The organism is Peptoniphilus harei (assembly GCF_900454685.1).
In the GTDB taxonomy this organism is placed as follows: Bacteria; Bacillota; Clostridia; order Tissierellales; family Peptoniphilaceae; genus Peptoniphilus_A; species Peptoniphilus_A harei.
This window is the reverse complement of sequence record NZ_UATM01000032.1, coordinates 45952-65923: the sequence shown is the minus strand read 5'-3', so window position 1 is coordinate 65923 and position 19972 is coordinate 45952. Positions and strand designations below refer to the sequence as shown.

The 19972-nt window shown below is 33.9% G+C and carries 17 protein-coding genes and 1 pseudogene; 17 read left to right on the top strand and 1 reads right to left on the bottom strand.

Features of this window, described 5'->3' with window-relative positions:
• On the top strand, positions 1–1254 hold the full coding sequence (locus DRZ96_RS01690; protein WP_112889339.1) for a S1C family serine protease: 1254 nt from the start codon (positions 1–3) through the stop codon (positions 1252–1254).
• A gap of 79 nt (positions 1255–1333) precedes the next feature.
• On the opposite strand, the gene DRZ96_RS01685 is transcribed toward DRZ96_RS01690, so the two are convergent.
• Positions 1334–2302, bottom strand: a complete 969-nt coding sequence (locus DRZ96_RS01685; RefSeq protein WP_112889338.1) for a LysR family transcriptional regulator — start codon at positions 2300–2302, stop codon at positions 1334–1336.
• Between the two features lie 1167 nt (positions 2303–3469).
• Here DRZ96_RS01685 and DRZ96_RS11580 point away from each other — a divergent pair.
• The 16 genes and pseudogenes from DRZ96_RS11580 to DRZ96_RS01615 form a co-directional block, all read left to right on the top strand.
• A pseudogene (locus DRZ96_RS11580) lies at positions 3470–3607 on the top strand (hypothetical protein); the annotation flags it as partial.
• 30 nt (positions 3608–3637) lie between these two features.
• Positions 3638–4267, top strand: a complete 630-nt coding sequence (locus DRZ96_RS01680) for a MurR/RpiR family transcriptional regulator (protein ID WP_256584867.1) — start codon at positions 3638–3640, stop codon at positions 4265–4267.
• 158 nt (positions 4268–4425) lie between these two features.
• Positions 4426–5202, top strand: a complete 777-nt coding sequence (locus DRZ96_RS01675) for an ABC transporter ATP-binding protein (RefSeq protein WP_112889337.1) — start codon at positions 4426–4428, stop codon at positions 5200–5202.
• A 1-nt stretch (position 5203) separates the two neighbouring features.
• Positions 5204–6835 carry an ABC transporter permease subunit gene (locus tag DRZ96_RS10690; RefSeq protein ID WP_218563577.1) on the top strand — a complete coding sequence of 544 codons (1632 nt, stop codon included), beginning with the start codon at positions 5204–5206 and terminating at the stop codon, positions 6833–6835.
• 168 nt (positions 6836–7003) lie between these two features.
• Positions 7004–7852, top strand: a complete 849-nt coding sequence (locus DRZ96_RS10685) for an ABC transporter substrate-binding protein (protein ID WP_218563576.1) — start codon at positions 7004–7006, stop codon at positions 7850–7852.
• Positions 7853–7873: 21 nt separating this feature from the next.
• Positions 7874–8974, top strand: coding sequence for a 2-aminoethylphosphonate--pyruvate transaminase (phnW, locus tag DRZ96_RS01665; protein ID WP_112889336.1), 1101 nt, complete (start codon positions 7874–7876; stop codon positions 8972–8974).
• On the top strand, positions 8974–9741 hold the full coding sequence (gene phnX / locus DRZ96_RS01660; protein WP_112889335.1) for a phosphonoacetaldehyde hydrolase: 768 nt from the start codon (positions 8974–8976) through the stop codon (positions 9739–9741). Before phnW ends, phnX begins: the two co-directional genes overlap by 1 nt.
• 706 nt (positions 9742–10447) lie before the next feature.
• A complete protein-coding gene (locus DRZ96_RS01655) occupies positions 10448–12295 on the top strand; it encodes an LTA synthase family protein (RefSeq protein ID WP_112889334.1) in 1848 nt (615 codons plus the stop codon).
• 7 nt (positions 12296–12302) lie between these two features.
• The gene (locus DRZ96_RS01650) at positions 12303–13487 is read left to right on the top strand and encodes a M20 family metallopeptidase (protein ID WP_112889333.1); all 1185 of its coding nucleotides are present in this window, start codon (positions 12303–12305) and stop codon (positions 13485–13487) included.
• Positions 13488–13557: 70 nt separating this feature from the next.
• Positions 13558–14613 carry an L-threonylcarbamoyladenylate synthase gene (locus DRZ96_RS01645; RefSeq protein ID WP_112889332.1) on the top strand — a complete coding sequence of 352 codons (1056 nt, stop codon included), beginning with the start codon at positions 13558–13560 and terminating at the stop codon, positions 14611–14613.
• An 8-nt stretch (positions 14614–14621) separates the two neighbouring features.
• The gene (rpiB, locus tag DRZ96_RS01640; RefSeq protein WP_112889331.1) at positions 14622–15053 is read left to right on the top strand and encodes a ribose 5-phosphate isomerase B; all 432 of its coding nucleotides are present in this window, start codon (positions 14622–14624) and stop codon (positions 15051–15053) included.
• Between the two features lies 1 nt (position 15054).
• Entirely contained in the window at positions 15055–15681 is a 627-nt protein-coding gene (gene upp, locus DRZ96_RS01635) for a uracil phosphoribosyltransferase (RefSeq protein ID WP_112889330.1), read from the top strand.
• Positions 15682–15690: 9 nt separating this feature from the next.
• The gene (locus DRZ96_RS01630; RefSeq protein ID WP_112889329.1) at positions 15691–16719 is read left to right on the top strand and encodes a glycosyltransferase family 4 protein; all 1029 of its coding nucleotides are present in this window, start codon (positions 15691–15693) and stop codon (positions 16717–16719) included.
• 1 nt (position 16720) lies between these two features.
• On the top strand, positions 16721–17824 hold the full coding sequence (gene wecB, locus DRZ96_RS01625) for a non-hydrolyzing UDP-N-acetylglucosamine 2-epimerase (protein ID WP_112889328.1): 1104 nt from the start codon (positions 16721–16723) through the stop codon (positions 17822–17824).
• A gap of 168 nt (positions 17825–17992) precedes the next feature.
• The gene (locus DRZ96_RS01620; protein WP_112889327.1) at positions 17993–19180 is read left to right on the top strand and encodes an acetyl-CoA C-acetyltransferase; all 1188 of its coding nucleotides are present in this window, start codon (positions 17993–17995) and stop codon (positions 19178–19180) included.
• A gap of 5 nt (positions 19181–19185) precedes the next feature.
• Positions 19186–19962, top strand: a complete 777-nt coding sequence (locus tag DRZ96_RS01615; protein ID WP_112889326.1) for an enoyl-CoA hydratase-related protein — start codon at positions 19186–19188, stop codon at positions 19960–19962.
• Positions 19963–19972 lie beyond the last annotated feature (10 nt).

Here is a 19972-nt window from a genome sequence, read left to right as displayed (position 1 = left end):
ATGAAGAAGAATTTAAATAAAAACCCTGGTATGGGTAAGATTGTAATAATAATTGCCCTAGTTTTTTCTCTAATTGGAGGAATTGTTGGTTCAGCAATAACAACTTACAAGCTCTTGCCACAGGGAGAAAGTAAAACCACAAATAGCGATTCAAATATAACTATTTCTGCCAAGGACAATATGACAGTGGCTTCAGCCGTTGCCAAGAAGTCCATGTCCTCTGTAGTTGGTATAACAACTAAGGGAGTTCAACAATCCTTCTTTGGACAAGTTGAAGTCCAAGGTGTGGGTTCTGGTGTAATAGTTGATCCAAAGGGTTATATCCTTACTAATGCCCACGTTGTTAAGTTAAACAACCAGGTAGTAAAGGACGTGACAGTTAGACTAAACAATGAAGAGGATATTCAAGGCAAGACAATTTGGGCAGACGAGATGATTGACCTTGCCATTGTAAAAATTAACACAGACAAGAAGTTAAATGTGGCAAGCCTTGGTGACTCTGATGCCCTTTCAATAGGGGATACTGCCATAGCCATTGGTAACCCAATATCATTGCAGTTTTCTCAAACTGTAACCCAAGGTATCATCTCTGGACTTGACAGGTATGTTGGGGCAGTAAGTGGTGGAGGCTATATGACTGGGCTTATCCAAACTGATGCATCAATAAATGGTGGTAACTCTGGTGGAGCCCTTCTAAATGCCGAAGGAGAAGTAATTGGAATCAACACAGTCAAGGTTCAATCAGCAGAGGGACTTGGATTTTCAATTCCTATTAACTTTATTAAGCCAATTATAAAACAAGTTATTGAAACAGGATCTTACAAGGAAATGTCTATGGGTATGCTTACAATGAATGTGGATGTAGCATCTCAAGTTTTAAATCAAAAGTCACCTGTTGACAAGGGAATCTTTGTCTATAAGGTTTACGATGGATCACCTGCAGCAACTGCTGGACTTGAAGCAGGAGATATTGTGACAAGAATTGGCAAGGACCAAGTGTCTGATAACAACGCATTGAAGTCAATTCTCTACAAATACCAAGTTGGCGACAAGGTAGAGGTTGAGTATATTAGGCAGGGCAAAAAGATGACAGCTGAAGCAACTTTTACTGATTACTCCATAGAAAATGATAAGGAGGCCCAAAAAGATATAAGGGAACAAGTAAGGGAAAGAACTGCCCAAGAAGAAGTGAGAGCAAGAAGACAAGAAGAATTATTTAATAGGTTTAGACAAGAATTTGGAAATAATTTCTAAGGTCTAAAGATAGCTTATAAAATTTTAAATAAAAAATTTTTATAAAGTAAAAGTGACACCATCTGGTGCCACTCTTGCTTTATTTTTTTGCAATTCTTTCTAATTTTTCTGCATGAAAAGAATTAAAATATTCTTCCAAGAGTTCTACAAACCTCTTGGCGTACTTAGTGATATATCGGTTTTTATTTTTTATGGCGTAGATGCCAAGGCTTACAGGCTTGCCCTTGGAGTATAGTGGGAAGATATTGATGTCATCTTCAAACTCGTCCATCCACCTCTTGATATTCATTTGAGAAATGAAGACAGCAGCTATTGCCTTGTTGCAAATTGAAAGGGCAATTCTAGAATAGCCAGTCTCTATATAATCATTTGGCCTTACCCCAGCTTCCTTAAAGCTTTGATTTATAAGGCTCCTAATCCTATTGTCCTGGGTGTAAAGGAGGAAGGGAACCTCGTCAAAGTCCCTTAAATCTAAGTTATCAATTGATTTTTCCTTTAAGTCTTCAAGATTTTTAAAATATTTTTTTAGGAGCCTGTCACTGACACAAAGATAAAGTTTCTCATCTAAGAGAAGACTAGATTTTAAATTTTCATTTTGATTGTTTTCGTCAATGGAAATGGCAAGGTCTAGTTTGTTTTCAAGACACATCTCTTCAAGTTCATGAGATTGCTTTTCGTGGAGGACAAGACCAACTTGGGGGAATTCCTCAGTAAATTTTTCTATAATAGATGGTATGAACATATCAGCACGAGGGGAAGAGGCACCTAGCATGAGTTTACCCATCTCTTCGCTTTCTAGGTCCCTGATCTTGTTTATCATATCAGCCTCACTTGTGAGGAGTTTCTCTGCATAGGCCAGGTACTCTTCTCCAATAGGTGTCAGCATCAGTCTAGGTTTTCTAAAAAAGAATTTTGTCCCATAATATTCTTCCAGTCTTTTTATATGATTTGAAAGAGTTTGTTGTGAAATGTAGAGTTTTTCTCCGGTTTCATTCATGTTTAAGGTCTTTGCAAGTTCTGTGAAGTAGTAAATACTTTCGAAATTCATATTTCCTCCTATCAAATATATTTTGTGATTTATACAAATTTTTATTAATTTATTTTGTGGTACTTTTATTATATACTAAGTATAAGTTAATTGTGAAATAAATATTAAGAATCCCTTATAGTTTACCAGCTTTTTTTCCTTAATATCACAATTACCGGAATCCCCTTGCACCCACCTCCTTGGGTGCATTTTTTATGCCCAAAATTAAAAGTTGTAGAATATTGTGACTTTATAAATATTTAAGGGGTTACACAAAATTTAGACCTGATAAAAAAATAGGATCTTACAAAAAAATTGGACTTAATAAAGTTTTATGATCTTATGAAAAAATGATGCTTAATAAAAATTTATGATCTTATGAAAAAGTGAGACTTCATAATAATTTGGGAAGTCATAGAAATTTAATAAGTCATGGGAAAAAGTGATTTTATAAAAATTTATAAAGTTATAAAAACATATAAACTTGCAATTATTTTGAATTTATAAAAATACCTGAACTTCTAATTATCTAGAAAGCCTTAAAAATATATGAGTTTGTAGTTATTTTAAAAGTTATAAAAATAAAGTTAAAAAAATCATAAGTTACAAGAAATTATAGGGTCACAAAAATTCAAAAGTCATGGAGAATAGAGCAAATAATTTTAAATAAATTATCATAAAATAATTTTGATAAATTTTATCAAAAACCCTTTACAAATTTCAAATCCTATACTATAATAAAGACAGTTAATGATAGTTAATGTCATTTAACAAAAATTACTTTGATTTTGGGAACCCCATAACTCCTAAGATTAATAATAAAATTATACCAATCTTCACTCTGAAAAGAGAAAATTAAGACTGCTTCGGCAGTCTTTTTTTGTTTTAAGGTCTATAATAAAACAAATCACTATGTTTTTTTACTACATATTAATGTAGACTTTACAAGAAATTTAAATACCATCTGAGTTTAGTGTGATAAAATTACTTTTAATACAGTTTTAATATAAAATTTAAAATTTTTTGAAATATTATTTGAAATTTTATGAGTTTTTTAAAGTTAATTTCTTTTGAAATTATTAAAGTTATGTAGAATTACTACAAAAAGGAGATAAATCATGAATTTATTGGAATGGGAAATCACGAGAAATTATAGAAACTTAAGGCCATCAGAGAAAAAAAGTTGCTGACTTTCTTCTTCAATGTGAAGATGAGTTGGAAAAGCTTACTTTGACTGAAGTCGCATCAAAGGCAAGTGTAAGTCAGCCCACAGTTTTAAGATTTGCAAGGGGCATGGGCTATGAAGGTTTTAAAGAATTAAAAAGTGCAATTGTAGAAGATAAAATTAGAAAAAAGATGGAAGATGAGAAGATTAATCCACTTTACGGATTTTCTATTGGAGAGGATGACCTTTTGACAGATGTTCCTTCAAAAGTTATTGGAACTACGGTCCATGTTTTAAAAGAGGTAATAAAAGGTTTGTCCTTAAAGGAGTTTGTCAAAGCTATTGATTTAATTACAGGGGCAAATAATATTGTTGTTTATGGAGTTGAAAATTCACTCTGCACTGTTACAGATCTTTTGACAAAATTTTTATACTTAGGTCTTCCTTGTCGAACTTACGATGATTATTATTTGCAAAATATCAGTTCAGGAAGTCTAAAAAAAGGAGATCTTGCGATTGGAATTTCTTATTCAGGAAGTTCTAGAAACACTGTTGAAGTTATGAAAAAAGCGAAAATATCTGGAGCACAAACAATAGTTATTACTAACTTTGAGGATGCTCCAATTCTTAAGTATGCAGATGTCAAGATTTGTACAAGTACAGACCAATTTTTATATGGAGATGCAATTTTTTCTAGGTCATCGCAACTTGCAATTGTTGATATGCTCTATATGGGAGTTCTTCTAACTGATTATCATGGTTACACAAAAATTTTAGATAAAAATTCAAGAACAGTTAGAAATAAAATTTATGAAATTTAGTAGAATTTTTACAAGAAGACAGGAGAGATCCTGTCTTTTTTTACTGATTTTTTACGGTTTATTTATCGTATTTAGAGCTATACTCGTTAATATTTAGGTGCAAAAAAGAAGTTGAGAAAAAAACAATTATTAAATTTAAATTTGAAAGGAATTAATTAATGCTGCAATTAAAAAATATTAGTAAGTCCTTTGACGGTGTTGAGGTTCTAAAAAATATCAACCTTGAGATTGAAAAGGGAGAAATTGTTTCTATCCTTGGACCTTCAGGTGGTGGAAAAACTACGCTACTAAATATTATTTTAGGTCTAATTGATGTTGAAAGTGGAAATATTATTTACGATGGTGAAGACTTAACTAGAACTCCCATGGAAGACAGAGGATTTAATATAGTTTTTCAAGACTATGCACTATTTCCACACTTAAATGCTTATAAAAACATATGCTACGGACTTAGAAATAATCCTAATATTTCTACTAAAGAAGAAGTTGATGATTTAATAAAACTATTAGGACTTGAAGAACACCTGAATAAAAAAATACACCAATTATCTGGTGGACAAAAGCAAAGAGTTGCCTTGGCAAGGACAATGGTTATGAAACCAAAAATTTTACTACTTGATGAGCCTTTAAGTGCATTAGATGGAGTTATTAAAGAGTCTATAAAAGGTAGGATTAAAACTATTGCCAAGGAATATAACTTAACAACAATTATAGTTACTCATGATCCAGAGGAAGCTCTTACGCTTTCAGACAAAGTTTTAATTATTAATGAAGGTCAAATATCACAATATGCTCGTCCTAAAGAAATAATTAATGAACCAGCAAATGATTTTGTTAAAGAATTTATTTTAAAACAATTGGAGATAAAGAAAGATAATATTTTCAGTCTTTTTCAAAAAGAAAATGAGAGCAATCCCTTTTTAAAGGTGGTATGACATGGCTAAAGAAAAAAACACTGAGAATTGGGTGATTTGGGCAGGAGTTATTCTAGTATTTCTAGTCTTTCTATTTTATCCATTGCTTTTAATCTTAATAAAATCATTTGAGACTAAAGATGTTTTTAGCTTTGCAAATTATGTGGAAGTATTTTCGGGCAAGGGATTTGGAGAAGCTTTAAAAAATAGTTTTTTAATATCTGCTCTCGGTGCTTTAATAACGACTATTCTTGCATTTATCGTGGCTTATACAATTAACTTCACCAATATAAATTTAACGTTTAAGAAATTTATAAGAGTTTTTGCATTACTGCCAATGCTTTTACCTACAATCACTTATGGTTTTGCTATAATTTATTCTTTTGGGAAACAAGGACTGTATACAAGACTTTTTGGAAGACAAGCTTTTGATGTATATGGTATAAAGGGACTTTTAATTGGATACATTATTTACACTCTTCCCACTTCCTTTATGCTTATAAATAACACCATGATTTATATTGACAAAAAGTTTTCTATAGTCTCAAAAGTTATGGGAGATAAACCACTTATAACTTTCGTTGAAACAATATTAAGACCCTTAATAGGTACTCTAGCAGTTTCCTTCATACAATGTTTCTTTTTAAGTTTCACAGATTTTGGAATTCCTGCTTCAGTAGGTGGAAAAGTTGAAGTTATTGCTTCTATTTTGTACACAGAGATGCTAGGCAGTGTGCCTAATTTTAATAATGGTGCAGTAGTTGCAATCATTATGCTCTTGCCATCAGTTATAAGTTTTTTAGTAATAAAATATTTGGATCGTTTTAATGTTAGGTACAACAGAATATTGAATATGGACAACGAAAAGAATACTTTGCGTGATATTATTTGTGGTCTAGTGTCAGCTTTAATAATTTTAATAGTTTTGGCAGTTTTCGCAGTAATTTTTATAGTTCCCCTTGTAAAAGGTTGGCCTTATAATATGACTTTTACATTAGACAATATAAAAAAAGTTTTAGGGAACTCATCCCTTTCAATGGTTTATAAAAATTCACTATTTGTTGCCATATTAACTTCTATCTTGGGAACAATTATGGTTTATGGTTCAGCTCTTGTAACTGATAGATCTACTATTTCGAATAAAGCAAGAAGTGTTATTGAAAGTATTGCATCTGTCACAAACACAGTACCTGGCATGGTTCTTGGTATAGCTTTTATGTTAGCCTTTACAGGCACATCGCTACAGAATACTTTTGCCATTATCATCTTATGTAACCTAGTACACTTTTTTGCAACGCCTTATATGATGATGAAAAACTCTCTCTCAAAGATGAATTTATCATGGGAAAAAACAGCAAAATTAATGGGAGACAATTGGATTAAGACAATGGTTAGAATAATAACTCCCAATGCTCTCCCTTCCCTTGTGGAAGTTTTCAGTTATTATTTTATAAATGCCATGGTCACAGTAAGTGCGGTAATATTTCTTGCAGGAGCAAGGACTATGGTAATAACAACAAAAATAAAAGAATTGCAACACTTTGCAAAGTTTAATGAAATTTTTGTCTTGTCACTATTAATTTTATTTACAAATTTAATTGCTAAGGTAGTTTTTCAAGTATTAGCTAAATTTTTGAGTAGAAAAAATAATTAAGTTTATAAAAAGGAGATTAACAATGAAAAAAATAAAAATATTTCAATTATAGGATTAGTATTAATTTTATTATTACCAGTATTTTTAACGGGATGTGGAAAAAATAAAGCAGCAGATGATAACAAGGTTGTTTTATACACAAATGCAGACGATGAAGCTGTTGTGGCAATGCAAAATGCATTAGACAACAATGGATACAAGGATAAATACATTATTCAAACTTTTGGAACTTCTGAACTTGGAGGGAAAATTTTGGCAGAAGGCTCTAATATAGAAGCAGATTTAATAACAATGAGCTCTTTTTATATTGACAGTGCCCAAGAAGAAAATAAAATGTTTAAAGATTTAGATTTTGAAACTGGTACGCTGGATAAATATCCATCTTATTACACACCAATTACAGCACAAGAAGGTGCAATAATTTACAATACAGAAGCAGTAAAAGAAAATAATTTAACTATACCTACGTCTATAAAAGATTTAGCAAAGACTGAATATAAGGATATGATTTCTGTAACAGATATTAACAGTTCATCAACTGCTTGGCTTTTAATCCAAGCCCTAATAAATGAGTATGGTGAAGATGGAACAAGAGAAACACTAAAAAAAATTTATGAAAATGCAGGAGCACATATTGAGGAGTCAGGCTCAGGACCTATTAAAAAAGTTCGTGCAGGAGAAGTTGCTCTTGGATTTGGTTTAAGACACCAAGCAGTTAGAGATAAAGAAGAAGGACTTCCAATTGATTTTGTAGACCCAAGTGAAGGTAACTTTACTCTTACAGAATCAGTTGCAGTAATTGACAAGGGAGAAAAATCAAATCCTGAAGCTATGAAAATGGCAGAATGTGTTATTAAAAATGGTAGAGAAGAACTTTTAAAAACTTATCCAATTGCTCTTTATGAGGGAGAAAAGGTTGATGAAAAAAATAAATCAGGTAACCCAAAATTATTCTCAGAGGCACTTACTGTTGACTTATTGAAAAAGCATCAAAATATTTCAGAAGAATGTAAATAAAATTATTTAGGAGATGTAGAGATGAAAACATATAAATTATTGACACCAGGTCCCTTGACTACAACAGAGACGGTAAAGAAAGAAATGATGGTGGACCACTGCACTTGGGATGATGACTACAAAAAAATTACTCAAGAAATTAGAAATGAACTTTTAAGACTTGCTCATGCAGATAAAAGTAATTATACAGTAGTTTTAATGCAAGGAAGTGGAACTTTTGGAGTTGAATCAGTTTTATCGAGTGTTGTTGGTGAAGAGGACAAACTCTTAATTGCAGCAAATGGTGCTTATGGAAATAGGATGGAAGAAATTGCAAAATTAAATAAAATTCCTTATGTAATTTATAAGGAAGACTATGACAAAATACCATCTGCTGAAAAAATTGAAAAGATTTTAAAAGATGACTCTAAAATTACTCATGTATCCATGATTCACAGCGAAACAACTTCTGGAATTTTAAATGACATTGAAGCAGTTGCAAAAGTTGTAAAGGAAGCAGGAAAAGTTTTTATAGTAGATGCCATGTCCAGCTTTGCTGGAGTTGACATTGACGTTGAAGATCTTAGGATAGATTTTTTAGTTAGTAGTGCCAACAAATGTATTCAAGGCGTCCCTGGATTTTCCTTCATAATTTGTAAAAGAGATGAACTTGAAAAAAGTAAGGAAAAGGCAAGAACTTTATCACTAAACTTATATGAACAATGGAAAACTATGGAAATTGATGGGAAGTGGAGATTTACTTCACCCACTCATGTCGTCCTTGCATTTTACAAAGCTTTAAAGGAGTTGCAAGAAGAAGGCGGCATTCCAGAAAGAGCAAAGAGATACAGAGAAAACAATAAACTATTAATTGAAAAGATGAGAGAGCTTGGAATAGAAACTTATATTGATTCAAAACATCAAGGACCAATTATTACTACCTTCTTTTATCCGAAAGACAGCAATTTTAATTTCCAAGATATGTATGACTTTATAAAGGAAAGAGGATATGCAATTTATCCTGGAAAGGTAACTGAAGCTGACACTTTTAGAATAGGAAACATTGGCGAAATTTACAGAGAAGATATTTTAAAGGTCGTAAGTATATTTAAAGAGTTTTTAGAATCAAATAGGAGTAAATAATGAAACAAATAGAATTAGTAATTTTTGATTGGGCAGGTACTACAATTGATTACGGATGTTTTGCACCAGTTGAGTCCTTTATAGAAGCTTTCAAACAATATGACATAGAGCCAAGTATTGAAGAAGTTAGAAAACCAATGGGAATGTTAAAAATAGACCATATTAGAACTATGCTTGGTATGGAAAGAATAAATAGTTTATGGCAAGAAAAACATGCTAGGCCATGGACTGAAGATGATGTTGAAAAAATTTATTCAGTCATGGAAAGGAAAACTTTAGAGATTTTACCAAATTTTGTAGAATTAAAGCCAGGTCTTTTAGAGACAGTAGAAAAACTAAGAGAAAAGGGAATAAAAATAGGATCAACAACTGGCTATACAGACGAAATGATGAGTATAGTACTTCCAATTGCAAGCAAAAAAGGATATAAGCCAGATTTTTGGATTAGCCCCAATGGTGTAAATAATTTTGGCAGACCTTATCCCTATATGATTTTCAGAAATTTGGAGAAACTTGAAATATCTTCTGTAAAAAATGTAATAAAAGTAGGAGACACGATTTCAGACATAAAAGAAGGAAAGAACGCAGGACTTATTTCTGTTGGTGTAATTGAAGGAAGCTCTATTATGGGTCTTTCGCAAGAAGAATATGAAGCTTTATCAGAAGATGAAAGGCAAAGAGAAATAAATAGAGTAGAGAATTCTTTCAAAGAAGCAGGGGCAGATTATGTCATAAAGGACATAAGAGGTATTTTAGATTTAATTTAATTGGAAAAATTTTTATAAAACAAAATAGATTATGAAAGAAAACCTACTATTATATAATAATGAAAGTTCAAACTAAAGAGAAAACAATGGGCTAGATAATTTTTTATATTATAAAATTTTTAACATTTTTATTATTAGATAAAGTTGAATCTTATCTCTTACATTTGTATGCATATATATATGAAAAAATTAGCAATGTTACTATATAAATTGGATTCTAATAAGGATTTAACTTTGAATAAATTAAGGGACTTTTAATAAATTAAAGATACAACAAATCTAGAAAATATCACTAGGATTGTCTACAATTTGAAGACTGCTTCGGCAGTCTTTTTTTGTTGTAGAAAACTATTAAATTGATTAAAATAAGAAATTAAATAATAAAAATGTCTTCGGATTGTTTGTGGGCTTGTAATTTAGAAAAATTTATTGAAAGAGGAAGATTAATTTATAGAAAATAAAAATTAATTTGAAAAAATTAAAACGGAGGAATTACTCTTTGATAAATAAAAGTGAAGTCATAGAAATTAATTCACTTTTGACTAGAGAAAAATATAATTTATAAAAAATAAATTCATTTAGATAGGTGAAAAATTTTAAGCTTATAAAGAAACTTTATTAATCTAAGAATATATTTACATAAACTTTACAAAAAGTCCCCAAAAATTGAATAATATTATATAATTGAAAATTAGAAGGTGATTATATGTTTAATAAAAATAAATTTAAAGAGGCTGAGTCCTTTAATATCTATGATCTTTTGATCCAAGGACTCTTTGGACTTTTGATTTGTCTCGCCATGTTTTTCTTGGCACCAGGTGGAGGCTTGCCTGGAAAATTAATTAGGGGTCCCCTTGTTATAATTTTAAATATTCTGCCAATTGTACTTACGGGAATTTTCTTCCAAGGTCTACTTGGAAGGAGAAGGCCAGCCCTGATTTTAAATTCAATTCTCTATATTGTAATCTTCCTTGTCCACAGGACTAAGGTTTTTTATAGGAATTTTCCACTAAAGATTTCGGACTTTAAGTTAGCAGTTGAGGCCCTAAACATGACCTCAAATTCCTATTATCCAGACCTAAAGGGAAGTCTTGCGAGTATTTTTGGTATAGTTTGTTTAATTATCTTGGCTTTTTTATTTAAAAGTAAAAAAATTAAAGTAAGGGACAGGTTGATTTCTGTCCTTGTAGTCCTAATCTCATCAGCTATATTACTTTTATTTGTCTACTCAAAGGATGTTATCTACAACAATATTCCAATGGAGGGAAATATTTATAATTCCATTGACCAATTTAATGCCAAGGGATTTAACTATTCTTTTTTACACAAGATAAAAGATTCTTTTATCAGGCCACCAGAAGGTTATGATGATAAGGAAATAAGAGAAAGAGACGTTTTAGATCATAGCGAAAGTATTGCAGCCATAAAAAATATGGAAAGGCCAAATATTATTTGGATAATGGGAGAGGCCTTTACAGACTTATCTCAAGACCCACAATTTAAATTTGAGAAGGGCGATGACCCCAACGAAAATTTCAAAATCTTGCAAGAAAAGTCTGTTTTGCATGGAAGAATTGTAGTCCCTGCTTATATTGGAGGTACAGGAGACACGGAGTTTGATGTCTTGACAGGGGCAATGACAATTAACTGTGCACCTGATAACAATTATGCCTTCAATGCAATTAAAAGGGATGTTGGGTCCCTTCCAAATCTTTTAAAATCTATAGGCTACAAGACTATGGGATTCCACCCTGGATTTGCCTGGTTCTATGGAAGACAAGACGTCTATCCAAAGCTTGGACTTGATGATAACATGTTTGTAGAAGATATTAAGGACCCTCTTATTAAGGGGGGCTACTTAGATGAAAAGCAGTTTACAGAAATTTATAAGGAAAACTTCTTAAAGGCCATAAAAGAATCTGAAGACCCAGTTTTTTCTTATGCAGTTGACATCCAAAACCACGGACCTTACGATTTAGGTAAATATGGAGAAGTTTTACCCTTCTCTTGCGATTCACAACTTTCTGAAGAAGTGAAAAATAGTATTGGTTCTTATTTCTTGGGGGTAAAGGCCATGGACCTAATGCTAGGTGATATTTACGAGATGATGGAAGGACTTGACGAACCAACTATTATGGTATTTTATGGGGACCACTTACCGGGACTTGGCACAAATCAGTCAGGTTTTGATGAAATTGGTAAGCACCTTACTAATGAAAACTTGGAAAAAGAAATAGAATACTACTCAACTCCTTATATAGTTGTGGCAAATGATAAGGGGAAGGCCCTTATGGATAGGCAGAAGGTTGAAGTAGAAGATGGCCAACCAGTTTCTGCTAACTATCTTTCTTCTATGGTTCTTGATATGTTAGACTACAATAAGGTGGATAACTTCTTTATCTACAATTCAGAACTTAGGAAGAGGCTTCCAATTATTTCAAGAAACTTTATCTATGATGGAAATGAGGCTTATCCAAGACAAGAAGTCAAGGGCAATGCCAAGGCTTATTATGATGATTACAGGAGATATCAATACTATAGGATTAACAAGTAGGTGACTTATGGAAAATATTTTAAAAATTGTTGAAGAAATATCAGGAGAACTTGATACTTTAAGAAAATTTATTTATGACAATCCAGAAATTGGCTTTGAAGAATACAAGTCTTCAAGGGCCCATATTGATTTATTAGAAAAACATGGCTTTGAGGTTGAGTGTCCTTATCTTGGATGTGAAACTTCCTTTAAGGCAGTTTACGATTCCAAAAAAGAAGGCAGGACAATTTCTTATCTAGCAGAATACGATGCCCTACCAGGAATTGGTCATGGATGTGGCCACAACATCCTTGGTGCAAGTGCTACTGGAGCAGGGATAGTCTTATCGAAGTTAATTGATGAAATAGGTGGAAGGGTCATTGTCTTTGGAACTGCTGCAGAAGAAGTTGGTGGGACAAAAATTGAACTTGCAAGATCAGATGAATTAAAGGATGTTGACGTGGCAATAGAAATGCACCCAGGTGATATTAATGCAGTTACTCCAAATTCTCTTGCTCTTGCCACAAGACGCTTTGAATTCTTTGGCAAGACTGCCCATGCTGCAGACACACCTCACGAGGGTGTAAATGCTCTTGATGCCCAAATAGTTTTATTTTCAGCCATCAATGCCCTAAGACAGCAAACTAAAGATGGATCAAGAATTCATGGAATTATAAAAGACGGGGGCAAGGCTGCCAACATTATTCCTGACTACACTGATTCAAGATTTTATGCTAGAAGCCCTGAGAAAAAATATTTATTAGAACTTTTAGAAAAACTAGAAGCTTGTGCCAAGGGTGCTGCCCTTGCAACAGGTTGTGAAGTTAAAATTTCTGAATACGAAAAGGGAAATGACAACACAGTTAGAAATCTTGCCTTTAACGAAGTCCTAAAGGAAAAAATGGAAATTTATTTTGATGAAGAGGTTAAGGACATAGAACTACTTACTGGTTCAACAGATGCTGGAGATATTTCTCACGAAGTCCCAACCCTTCATGGATACTTTAAAATTATTGAAGAAGGATCTCCTTCTCACACAGTTGAATTTAGGGATGCAACTATGACAGACTACGCCTTTGATCAAATGAAAAAAACTATTGCAGCTATTGTCGAAGTTGGAATAGAAATTTTACAAAATGATGAAGTTTATAAAAAAATCACTGATGAATTTAAAGAAAGTGTAAAATCTGGTAAAATTATCCCTCACAAGTAATTAAATAACTATAAGGTATTAAAAAACGCCTCTCTTCTTGGTATAATATTAAGAATAGAGGTGTTTTTTTGTGAAAACAGACATAATAAAATTTAAAGGAAATGGAAAAGATAAGATTTATCTTAAAAAAATAAGCCAAACTTTAAGAGATGGAGGCCTCGTTGTCCTACCCACAGAAACAGTTTATGGACTTGGTGGAAATGGACTTAACAAGAGGGCTTGTAAAAAAATATATGAAGCCAAGGGTAGACCTAGCGACAACCCACTAATACTCCACATAGCAGACAACTCACAACTAGATGATTTAGTTGTAGAAGTTCCTGAAGTGGCAAAAAAATGTATTAAAAAATTTTGGCCAGGACCTCTAACACTAATTTTTAAGAGGTCAGACAGGGTGCCTGATGAAGCAACAGGTGGTCTTGACACAGTTGCTATAAGAGAGCCAAACAATAAGATTGCCCACGACATCTTAAAGGCAGTGGACTTTCCAGTGGCTGCTCCATCAGCAAACTTATCTGGCAGGCCATCACCAACAAAGGTAGAACACGTAATAGAAGATCTTGACGGTCGAGTTGACATAATAGTAGATGGTGGCCACTCTGTTGTTGGAATCGAATCAACAGTTTTAGACGTGACAGTTGATCCACCAATGATTTTAAGACCAGGCAAGATTACGCTTGAGGACCTGCAAGAAGTTGATGAAAGAATAACAATTGATTCAGCAACAATTGATTCAGAGTCTCACGAAGTGCCAAAGTCTCCAGGACAAAAGTACAGGCACTATGCCCCAAAGGCTGATGCAACTTGCTTTGGTGGAAGGCTTGATAAGGTCGTAAATGAAATAAAGAAAAACATAGAAGAAAATAAGAACAAGAAAATTGCAGTCCTTGCAACTGATGAAACCTATGATGAATATGAAAACACAGGTGTAGAATTACTTATAAACCTTGGATCAAGAGACCACTTAGAAGAAGTGGCTACAAATCTTTTTGATGCACTGAGAAGGTGTGACGAAGAAGATGTAGACCTAATCTTTGCAGAAGGCTTTGAACTTAGGGGAATGGGACTTAGCATAATGAATAGACTCTTGAAGGCTTGCGGTGGCAAGGTAGTCATGAGGATTTAGGAGGAAATATGAAAATAGGAATTGGTTCAGACCACGCAGGTTTTTATTTAAAAAAAGACCTAATCAAATATCTTGAAGAAAAACAAATTGAAGTAAAAGACTTAGGACCTTTTGATGACTCTAGAGTTGACTACCCTGACTATGGTCACGCTGTTGGTCATGCTGTCATAGACGAAGGTCTAGACTTTGGAATAGTAATTTGTGGATCTGGAATTGGAATTTCAATCTCAGCAAATAAGGTCAAGGGAATCAGGGCAGCACTTTGCTCTGAACCTTACTCAGCAAGGCTTGCAAGACGCCACAATGATGCTAATGTTTTGGCAATGGGAGCAAGACTTATAGGCCATGATATGGCAATAGAAATAGTAGATGCCTTCTTAGATGAAGAATTTGAAGGTGGCAGACACATAAATAGAGTAAATAAAATCGAGGAGGACTAAAATGGGATACACTTTAATAAAACACCCACTAATTGATCACAAGATGACAATCCTAAGAAAAAAAGAAACTAGCTCCATGGAGTTTAGACAAGTTGCCAATGAAATAGCAACACTTATGGGTTATGAAGTTACTAGGGACTTAGAAACTGAAGAAATTGAAATAGAAACTCCTATTTGCAAGACTACAGGAAAAGTTATTTCTGGTAAGAAGGTTGGGATAGTTCCAATCCTAAGAGCAGGTCTTGGCATGGTAGAAGGACTACTTACAATTATTCCTGCAGCGAGAGTTGGTCACATTGGAATGTATCGTGATCCAGAAACTCACAAGCCAGTTACCTACTATTCAAAACTTCCTAAAGATGTTTCATCAAGACTTATGCTTGTTGTAGACCCAATGCTTGCAACTGGTGGATCCCTAATAGAAGCAATTGATGAACTAAAAAGAAATGGTGCAAAAAACATTAAGGCAATAAATCTCTTGGCAGCACCTGAAGGATTAAAGGCAGTTCAAGAAGCCCATCCTGACGTGGAAATCTATCTTGCAGCTCTTGACGAAAAATTAAACGAAGATAAATATATTGTACCTGGCCTAGGAGATGCAGGAGACAGATTATTTGGAACTAAATAAGAGGTAAATATGTATAAATATATAATTCCTTTTTTAGCAGCTTTTGCACTGACATTTATTCAAATGCCCTTTACTATAAAGCTTGCTAAAAAGAAGGGTTTTTTAGATGTACCAAAGGATGAGAGACGTGTCCACAAAAGACCTATACCAGTAGGTGGAGGCATTGCCATGGTAATATCTGTTACAATTCTCATTCTTTATTACCTGCCAATAAATAAAGGTTTGATAATGACTATTCTAGCTTCTCTTGTCATAGCCTTATCAGGACTTTATGACGACAAAGAGAATCTAAGCCCCAAGTTAAAATTTCTTTTTCAAATTTTAGCTGGAGTCCTATTGGTACTTGGAGGCATGAAGATTGAATTTGTCACAAACCCTTTTGATTCACATGATGCCCTACTTATTTTGAATATCTTGTCCATACCCGTGACAATATTTTGGGTTTGTGGAATAACTAACACAATAAATCTAATTGATGGATTAGATGGACTGGCATCAGGTGTCTCAATGATATGTGCCATATCCATGTTCTTTATAACTTATAGGATGGGAAGGTACGAGGTGAGTATAGTCTGCGCTCTTGTAGCAGGAGCGTGTCTAGGATTTTTGCCCTTTAACTTTAACCCAGCAAAGATTTTTATGGGAGATACTGGGGCTCTATATCTAGGATTTATGCTTTCCTATATAAGCATTTCAGGATTTTTAAAACAGGCGGCAATACTAATGATATTTGTGCCAGTTTTAATCTTAGGAGTTCCAGTGTTTGATACAGCCTTTGCCATGGTAAGGAGGAAACTATCAGGCAAGTCCATGGTGGAAGCCGACAAGGGTCACCTCCACCACAGACTACTAAAGATGGGACTAAATCAAAGACAGACTGTTGTAATTCTTTATTCTATATCTGCAATATTTGGAGTTCTTGCAAATTTAATTTCAAGATTCCATTCATCCATAGCCCTCGTGATTTCATTAGGAGTTCTACTTATAATAATTGCAACGGGAGTGGCAGCAGGTATGTTAAAAAACAAGGAGGAATAAATTGAAGGTATTATTTGTATTTGGTACAAGACCTGAAGGTATAAAGATGGCACCAATAATAAGGGAAATTCAAAAGAGAGATAAGTTTGAGTGCTATACTTGTGTCACAGGTCAGCACAGAGAAATGCTGGACCAAGTGCTAGAAATTTTTGATATAGAACCGGATTATGATTTAAATATTTTTAAAAAGGGACAATCCCTAACAGATGTAACTACAAAAACTCTTGAAGGACTTGAAAACATCTTAGATGAATTAAAACCAGACATCTTGCTTGTCCAAGGAGATACTACTACAGTTTTTGCTGCAGCCCTAGCAGCTTTTTATAAAAAAATAAAAATTGGCCACGTTGAAGCAGGTTTAAGGTCAGGTAACTTATACTCACCTTATCCAGAAGAGGCCAATAGAAAACTAACTGGAGTAATATCCAATTATCATTTTGCACCAACTGAATCCAACAGGCAAAATTTAATAGAAGAAGGTTATGATGAAAAAAATATTTTCATAACTGGAAACACTGTCATTGATGCTCTAAAGTATTCTGTTAGAGAAGATTTTGTATTTGACGATGAAATTTTGAACGATTTGGATTATAATAAAGATGTAGTGTTACTTACTGCACATAGGAGAGAAAATTGGGGTAAGCCAATGGAAGATATTTTCAAGGCAATAAGACGTGTGGTCTTAGAGAGAGAAAATCTTGAAATTGTATTCCCAAGACATTTAAATCCTATAGTAAGAGATGCTGCTGAAAAGTATTTTGCTGACTTAGATAGGGTTCACTTAATAGAACCACTTTCTTACCTTCCTTTTTCAAACCTAATGGCAAGGGTAAAATTTGTCGTTACTGATTCAGGAGGAGTTCAAGAAGAAGCACCTGCTCTAGGGAAACCTGTTCTAGTTCTTAGAAATGAGACAGAAAGAATGGAGGGAGTAGAGGCTAAGACAGCTAAGCTTGTTGGTACAAAGGAACAAGATGTTTACGAGTCTATAGTTTCTTTACTAGACGATAAGGACCTATACGATGAAATGGCAAAGGCCGTAAATCCTTATGGTGACGGACACGCTGCAGAAAAAATTGTTGATGTACTAGAAGAAATGATTTGATTTTAGTATATTAAATCTACTTAGCATAAGATTTAAGTTAGGATAATTTTCAGCAAAAGTTGAAATAAGAGAGAAATAATATTTTCACTCGCACAACTTGTACAAATCAAAGGGAGAAATTATTTATTTCAGTGGCTTATGCCACATGGTAGTAATAAGGAGGAAAACATGGAAGATAGAATTGTTATAGCATCAGCTGCAAGAACAGCTGTAGGTAGTTTTGGAGGTCAATTCAAAAACACTTCTGCAGTAGAACTTGGTTCAATTGCTGCAAAAGAAGCACTTAAGAGAGCGAATGTTAAACCTGATATGGTAGACGAAGCTTACATTGGTAACGTACTTCAAGCAGCACAAGGACAAAACGTTGCAAGACAAGTTGTTCTTGGAGCAGGAATTGATATCAAGACTCCAGCAGTTACACTTAACATCGTTTGTGGATCAGGACTTCGTGCAGTAAGTTTAGCAGCTCAAGTTATTAAAGCTGGAGATGCTGAAATCGTACTAGCAGGTGGTACTGAATCAATGTCAATGGCACCATATGCCCTTATGAATGAAAGATGGGGAGCAAGAATGGGCGACAAAAAAGTTGTTGACACAATGATTAAAGATGGTCTTTGGGACGCATTCAACGACTACCACATGGGTATTACAGCTGAAAACGTAGCTGAAAAATACGGCATTACTAGAGAAATGCAAGATGAACTTGCTGCAAGATCTCAAAACAATGCAGAAAAAGCAAGAAAAGAAGGAAGATTTAAAGACGAAATCGTTCCTGTAGAAGTTAAAGATAGAAAAGGCAATGTAACTGTAGTTGACACTGATGAACACATTAGAGAAGGAGTAACTGCAGAAGGACTTGCAAAACTTAAACCAGCTTTCAAAAAAGATGGTGGTACAGTTACAGCAGGTAACGCATCTGGAATTAACGATGGTGCAGCTATGCTTGTACTAATGAAAGAATCAAAGGCAAAAGAACTTGGAGTAGAACCTCTTGCATACATTGTTTCTTATGCAACAGCAGGTGTCGATCCTAAGATCATGGGTACTGGACCAATCCCTTCATCAACTAAGGCACTTGAAATTGCAGGACTTAAGGCAGAAGATCTTGACCTAATTGAAGCTAACGAAGCTTTCGCAGCTCAAGCATGTGCAGTTAACAAAGAAATGGGCTTTGACGTAGATAAAGTTAACGTAAACGGTGGAGCTATTGCTATAGGTCACCCAATTGGAGCAAGTGGTGCTAGAATCTTAATAACTCTATTATTCGAAATGAAGAAGAGAGATTCTAAGAAAGGACTTGCTACACTTTGTATCGGTGGAGGAATGGGAACAGCTCTTATCGTAGGAAGGGACTAATCCAAATGGACTATAAATATTTAATAGTAGAAGAAAAAGAGAATGGAGTTGTTATTATAACACTTAGTAGAGAAAAGAGCCTAAACGCTCTTAACTCTGCTATGTTAAAAGAACTTCACCACTTCTTCTCAAATGTTGACGAAGATATAAGATGTATAATCATAACAGGAGCAGGTAAATCCTTTGTTGCTGGTGCCGATATTGCAGAAATGGCAAACTTTACTGCAAGTGAAGCTTATGACTTTGCAAAACTTGGTATGGATACATTTATGGAAATAGAAAAATGTAGAGTTCCAGTTATTGCAGCAGTAAATGGCTTTGCCCTTGGTGGTGGATGCGAAATCTCTATCGCTTGTGATATTAGACTTGCATCAACTAAGGCAAAATTTGGTCAACCAGAAGTTGGTCTTGGAATCACACCAGGCTTTGGTGGAACTCAAAGACTTTCAAGGGTAATTGGACCAGGATATGCAAAAGAACTTATCTACACAACAGAAATGATTGGTGCTGACAAGGCTTACCAAATTGGACTTGTAAACCATGTTTACGAACCAGAAGAACTTTTAGATAAGGCTCTTGAAATGGCAAATAAAATTGCATCTCACGCTCCTAAGGCTGTTGAATACGCTAAGCAATCAATTATCAATGGATCACAAACAGACATTGATACAGCTATGCAAATTGAAAAAACTCACTTTGGCCTATGTTTTGCAACTAATGACCAAAAAGAAGGCATGGATGCATTTTTAAACAAGAGAAAATCAGAATTTACAGGGGAATAAAAGAGGGAGA

Bases quoted from the DNA above. Each gene is read 5' to 3' on its own strand.
- DRZ96_RS01690 (WP_112889339.1), top strand. From the start codon at position 1: ATGAAGAAGAATTTAAATAAAAACCCTGGTATGGGTAAGATTGTAATA.
- DRZ96_RS01685 (WP_112889338.1), bottom strand. From the start codon at position 2,302: ATGAATTTCGAAAGTATTTACTACTTCACAGAACTTGCAAAGACCTTA.
- DRZ96_RS01680 (WP_256584867.1), top strand. From the start codon at position 3,638: ATGGAAGATGAGAAGATTAATCCACTTTACGGATTTTCTATTGGAGAG.
- DRZ96_RS01675 (WP_112889337.1), top strand. From the start codon at position 4,426: ATGCTGCAATTAAAAAATATTAGTAAGTCCTTTGACGGTGTTGAGGTT.
- DRZ96_RS10690 (WP_218563577.1), top strand. From the start codon at position 5,204: ATGGCTAAAGAAAAAAACACTGAGAATTGGGTGATTTGGGCAGGAGTT.
- DRZ96_RS10685 (WP_218563576.1), top strand. From the start codon at position 7,004: ATGCAAAATGCATTAGACAACAATGGATACAAGGATAAATACATTATT.
- phnW (WP_112889336.1), top strand. From the start codon at position 7,874: ATGAAAACATATAAATTATTGACACCAGGTCCCTTGACTACAACAGAG.
- phnX (WP_112889335.1), top strand. From the start codon at position 8,974: ATGAAACAAATAGAATTAGTAATTTTTGATTGGGCAGGTACTACAATT.
- DRZ96_RS01655 (WP_112889334.1), top strand. From the start codon at position 10,448: ATGTTTAATAAAAATAAATTTAAAGAGGCTGAGTCCTTTAATATCTAT.
- DRZ96_RS01650 (WP_112889333.1), top strand. From the start codon at position 12,303: ATGGAAAATATTTTAAAAATTGTTGAAGAAATATCAGGAGAACTTGAT.
- rpiB (WP_112889331.1), top strand. From the start codon at position 14,622: ATGAAAATAGGAATTGGTTCAGACCACGCAGGTTTTTATTTAAAAAAA.
- upp (WP_112889330.1), top strand. From the start codon at position 15,055: ATGGGATACACTTTAATAAAACACCCACTAATTGATCACAAGATGACA.
- DRZ96_RS01630 (WP_112889329.1), top strand. From the start codon at position 15,691: ATGTATAAATATATAATTCCTTTTTTAGCAGCTTTTGCACTGACATTT.
- DRZ96_RS01620 (WP_112889327.1), top strand. From the start codon at position 17,993: ATGGAAGATAGAATTGTTATAGCATCAGCTGCAAGAACAGCTGTAGGT.
- DRZ96_RS01615 (WP_112889326.1), top strand. From the start codon at position 19,186: ATGGACTATAAATATTTAATAGTAGAAGAAAAAGAGAATGGAGTTGTT.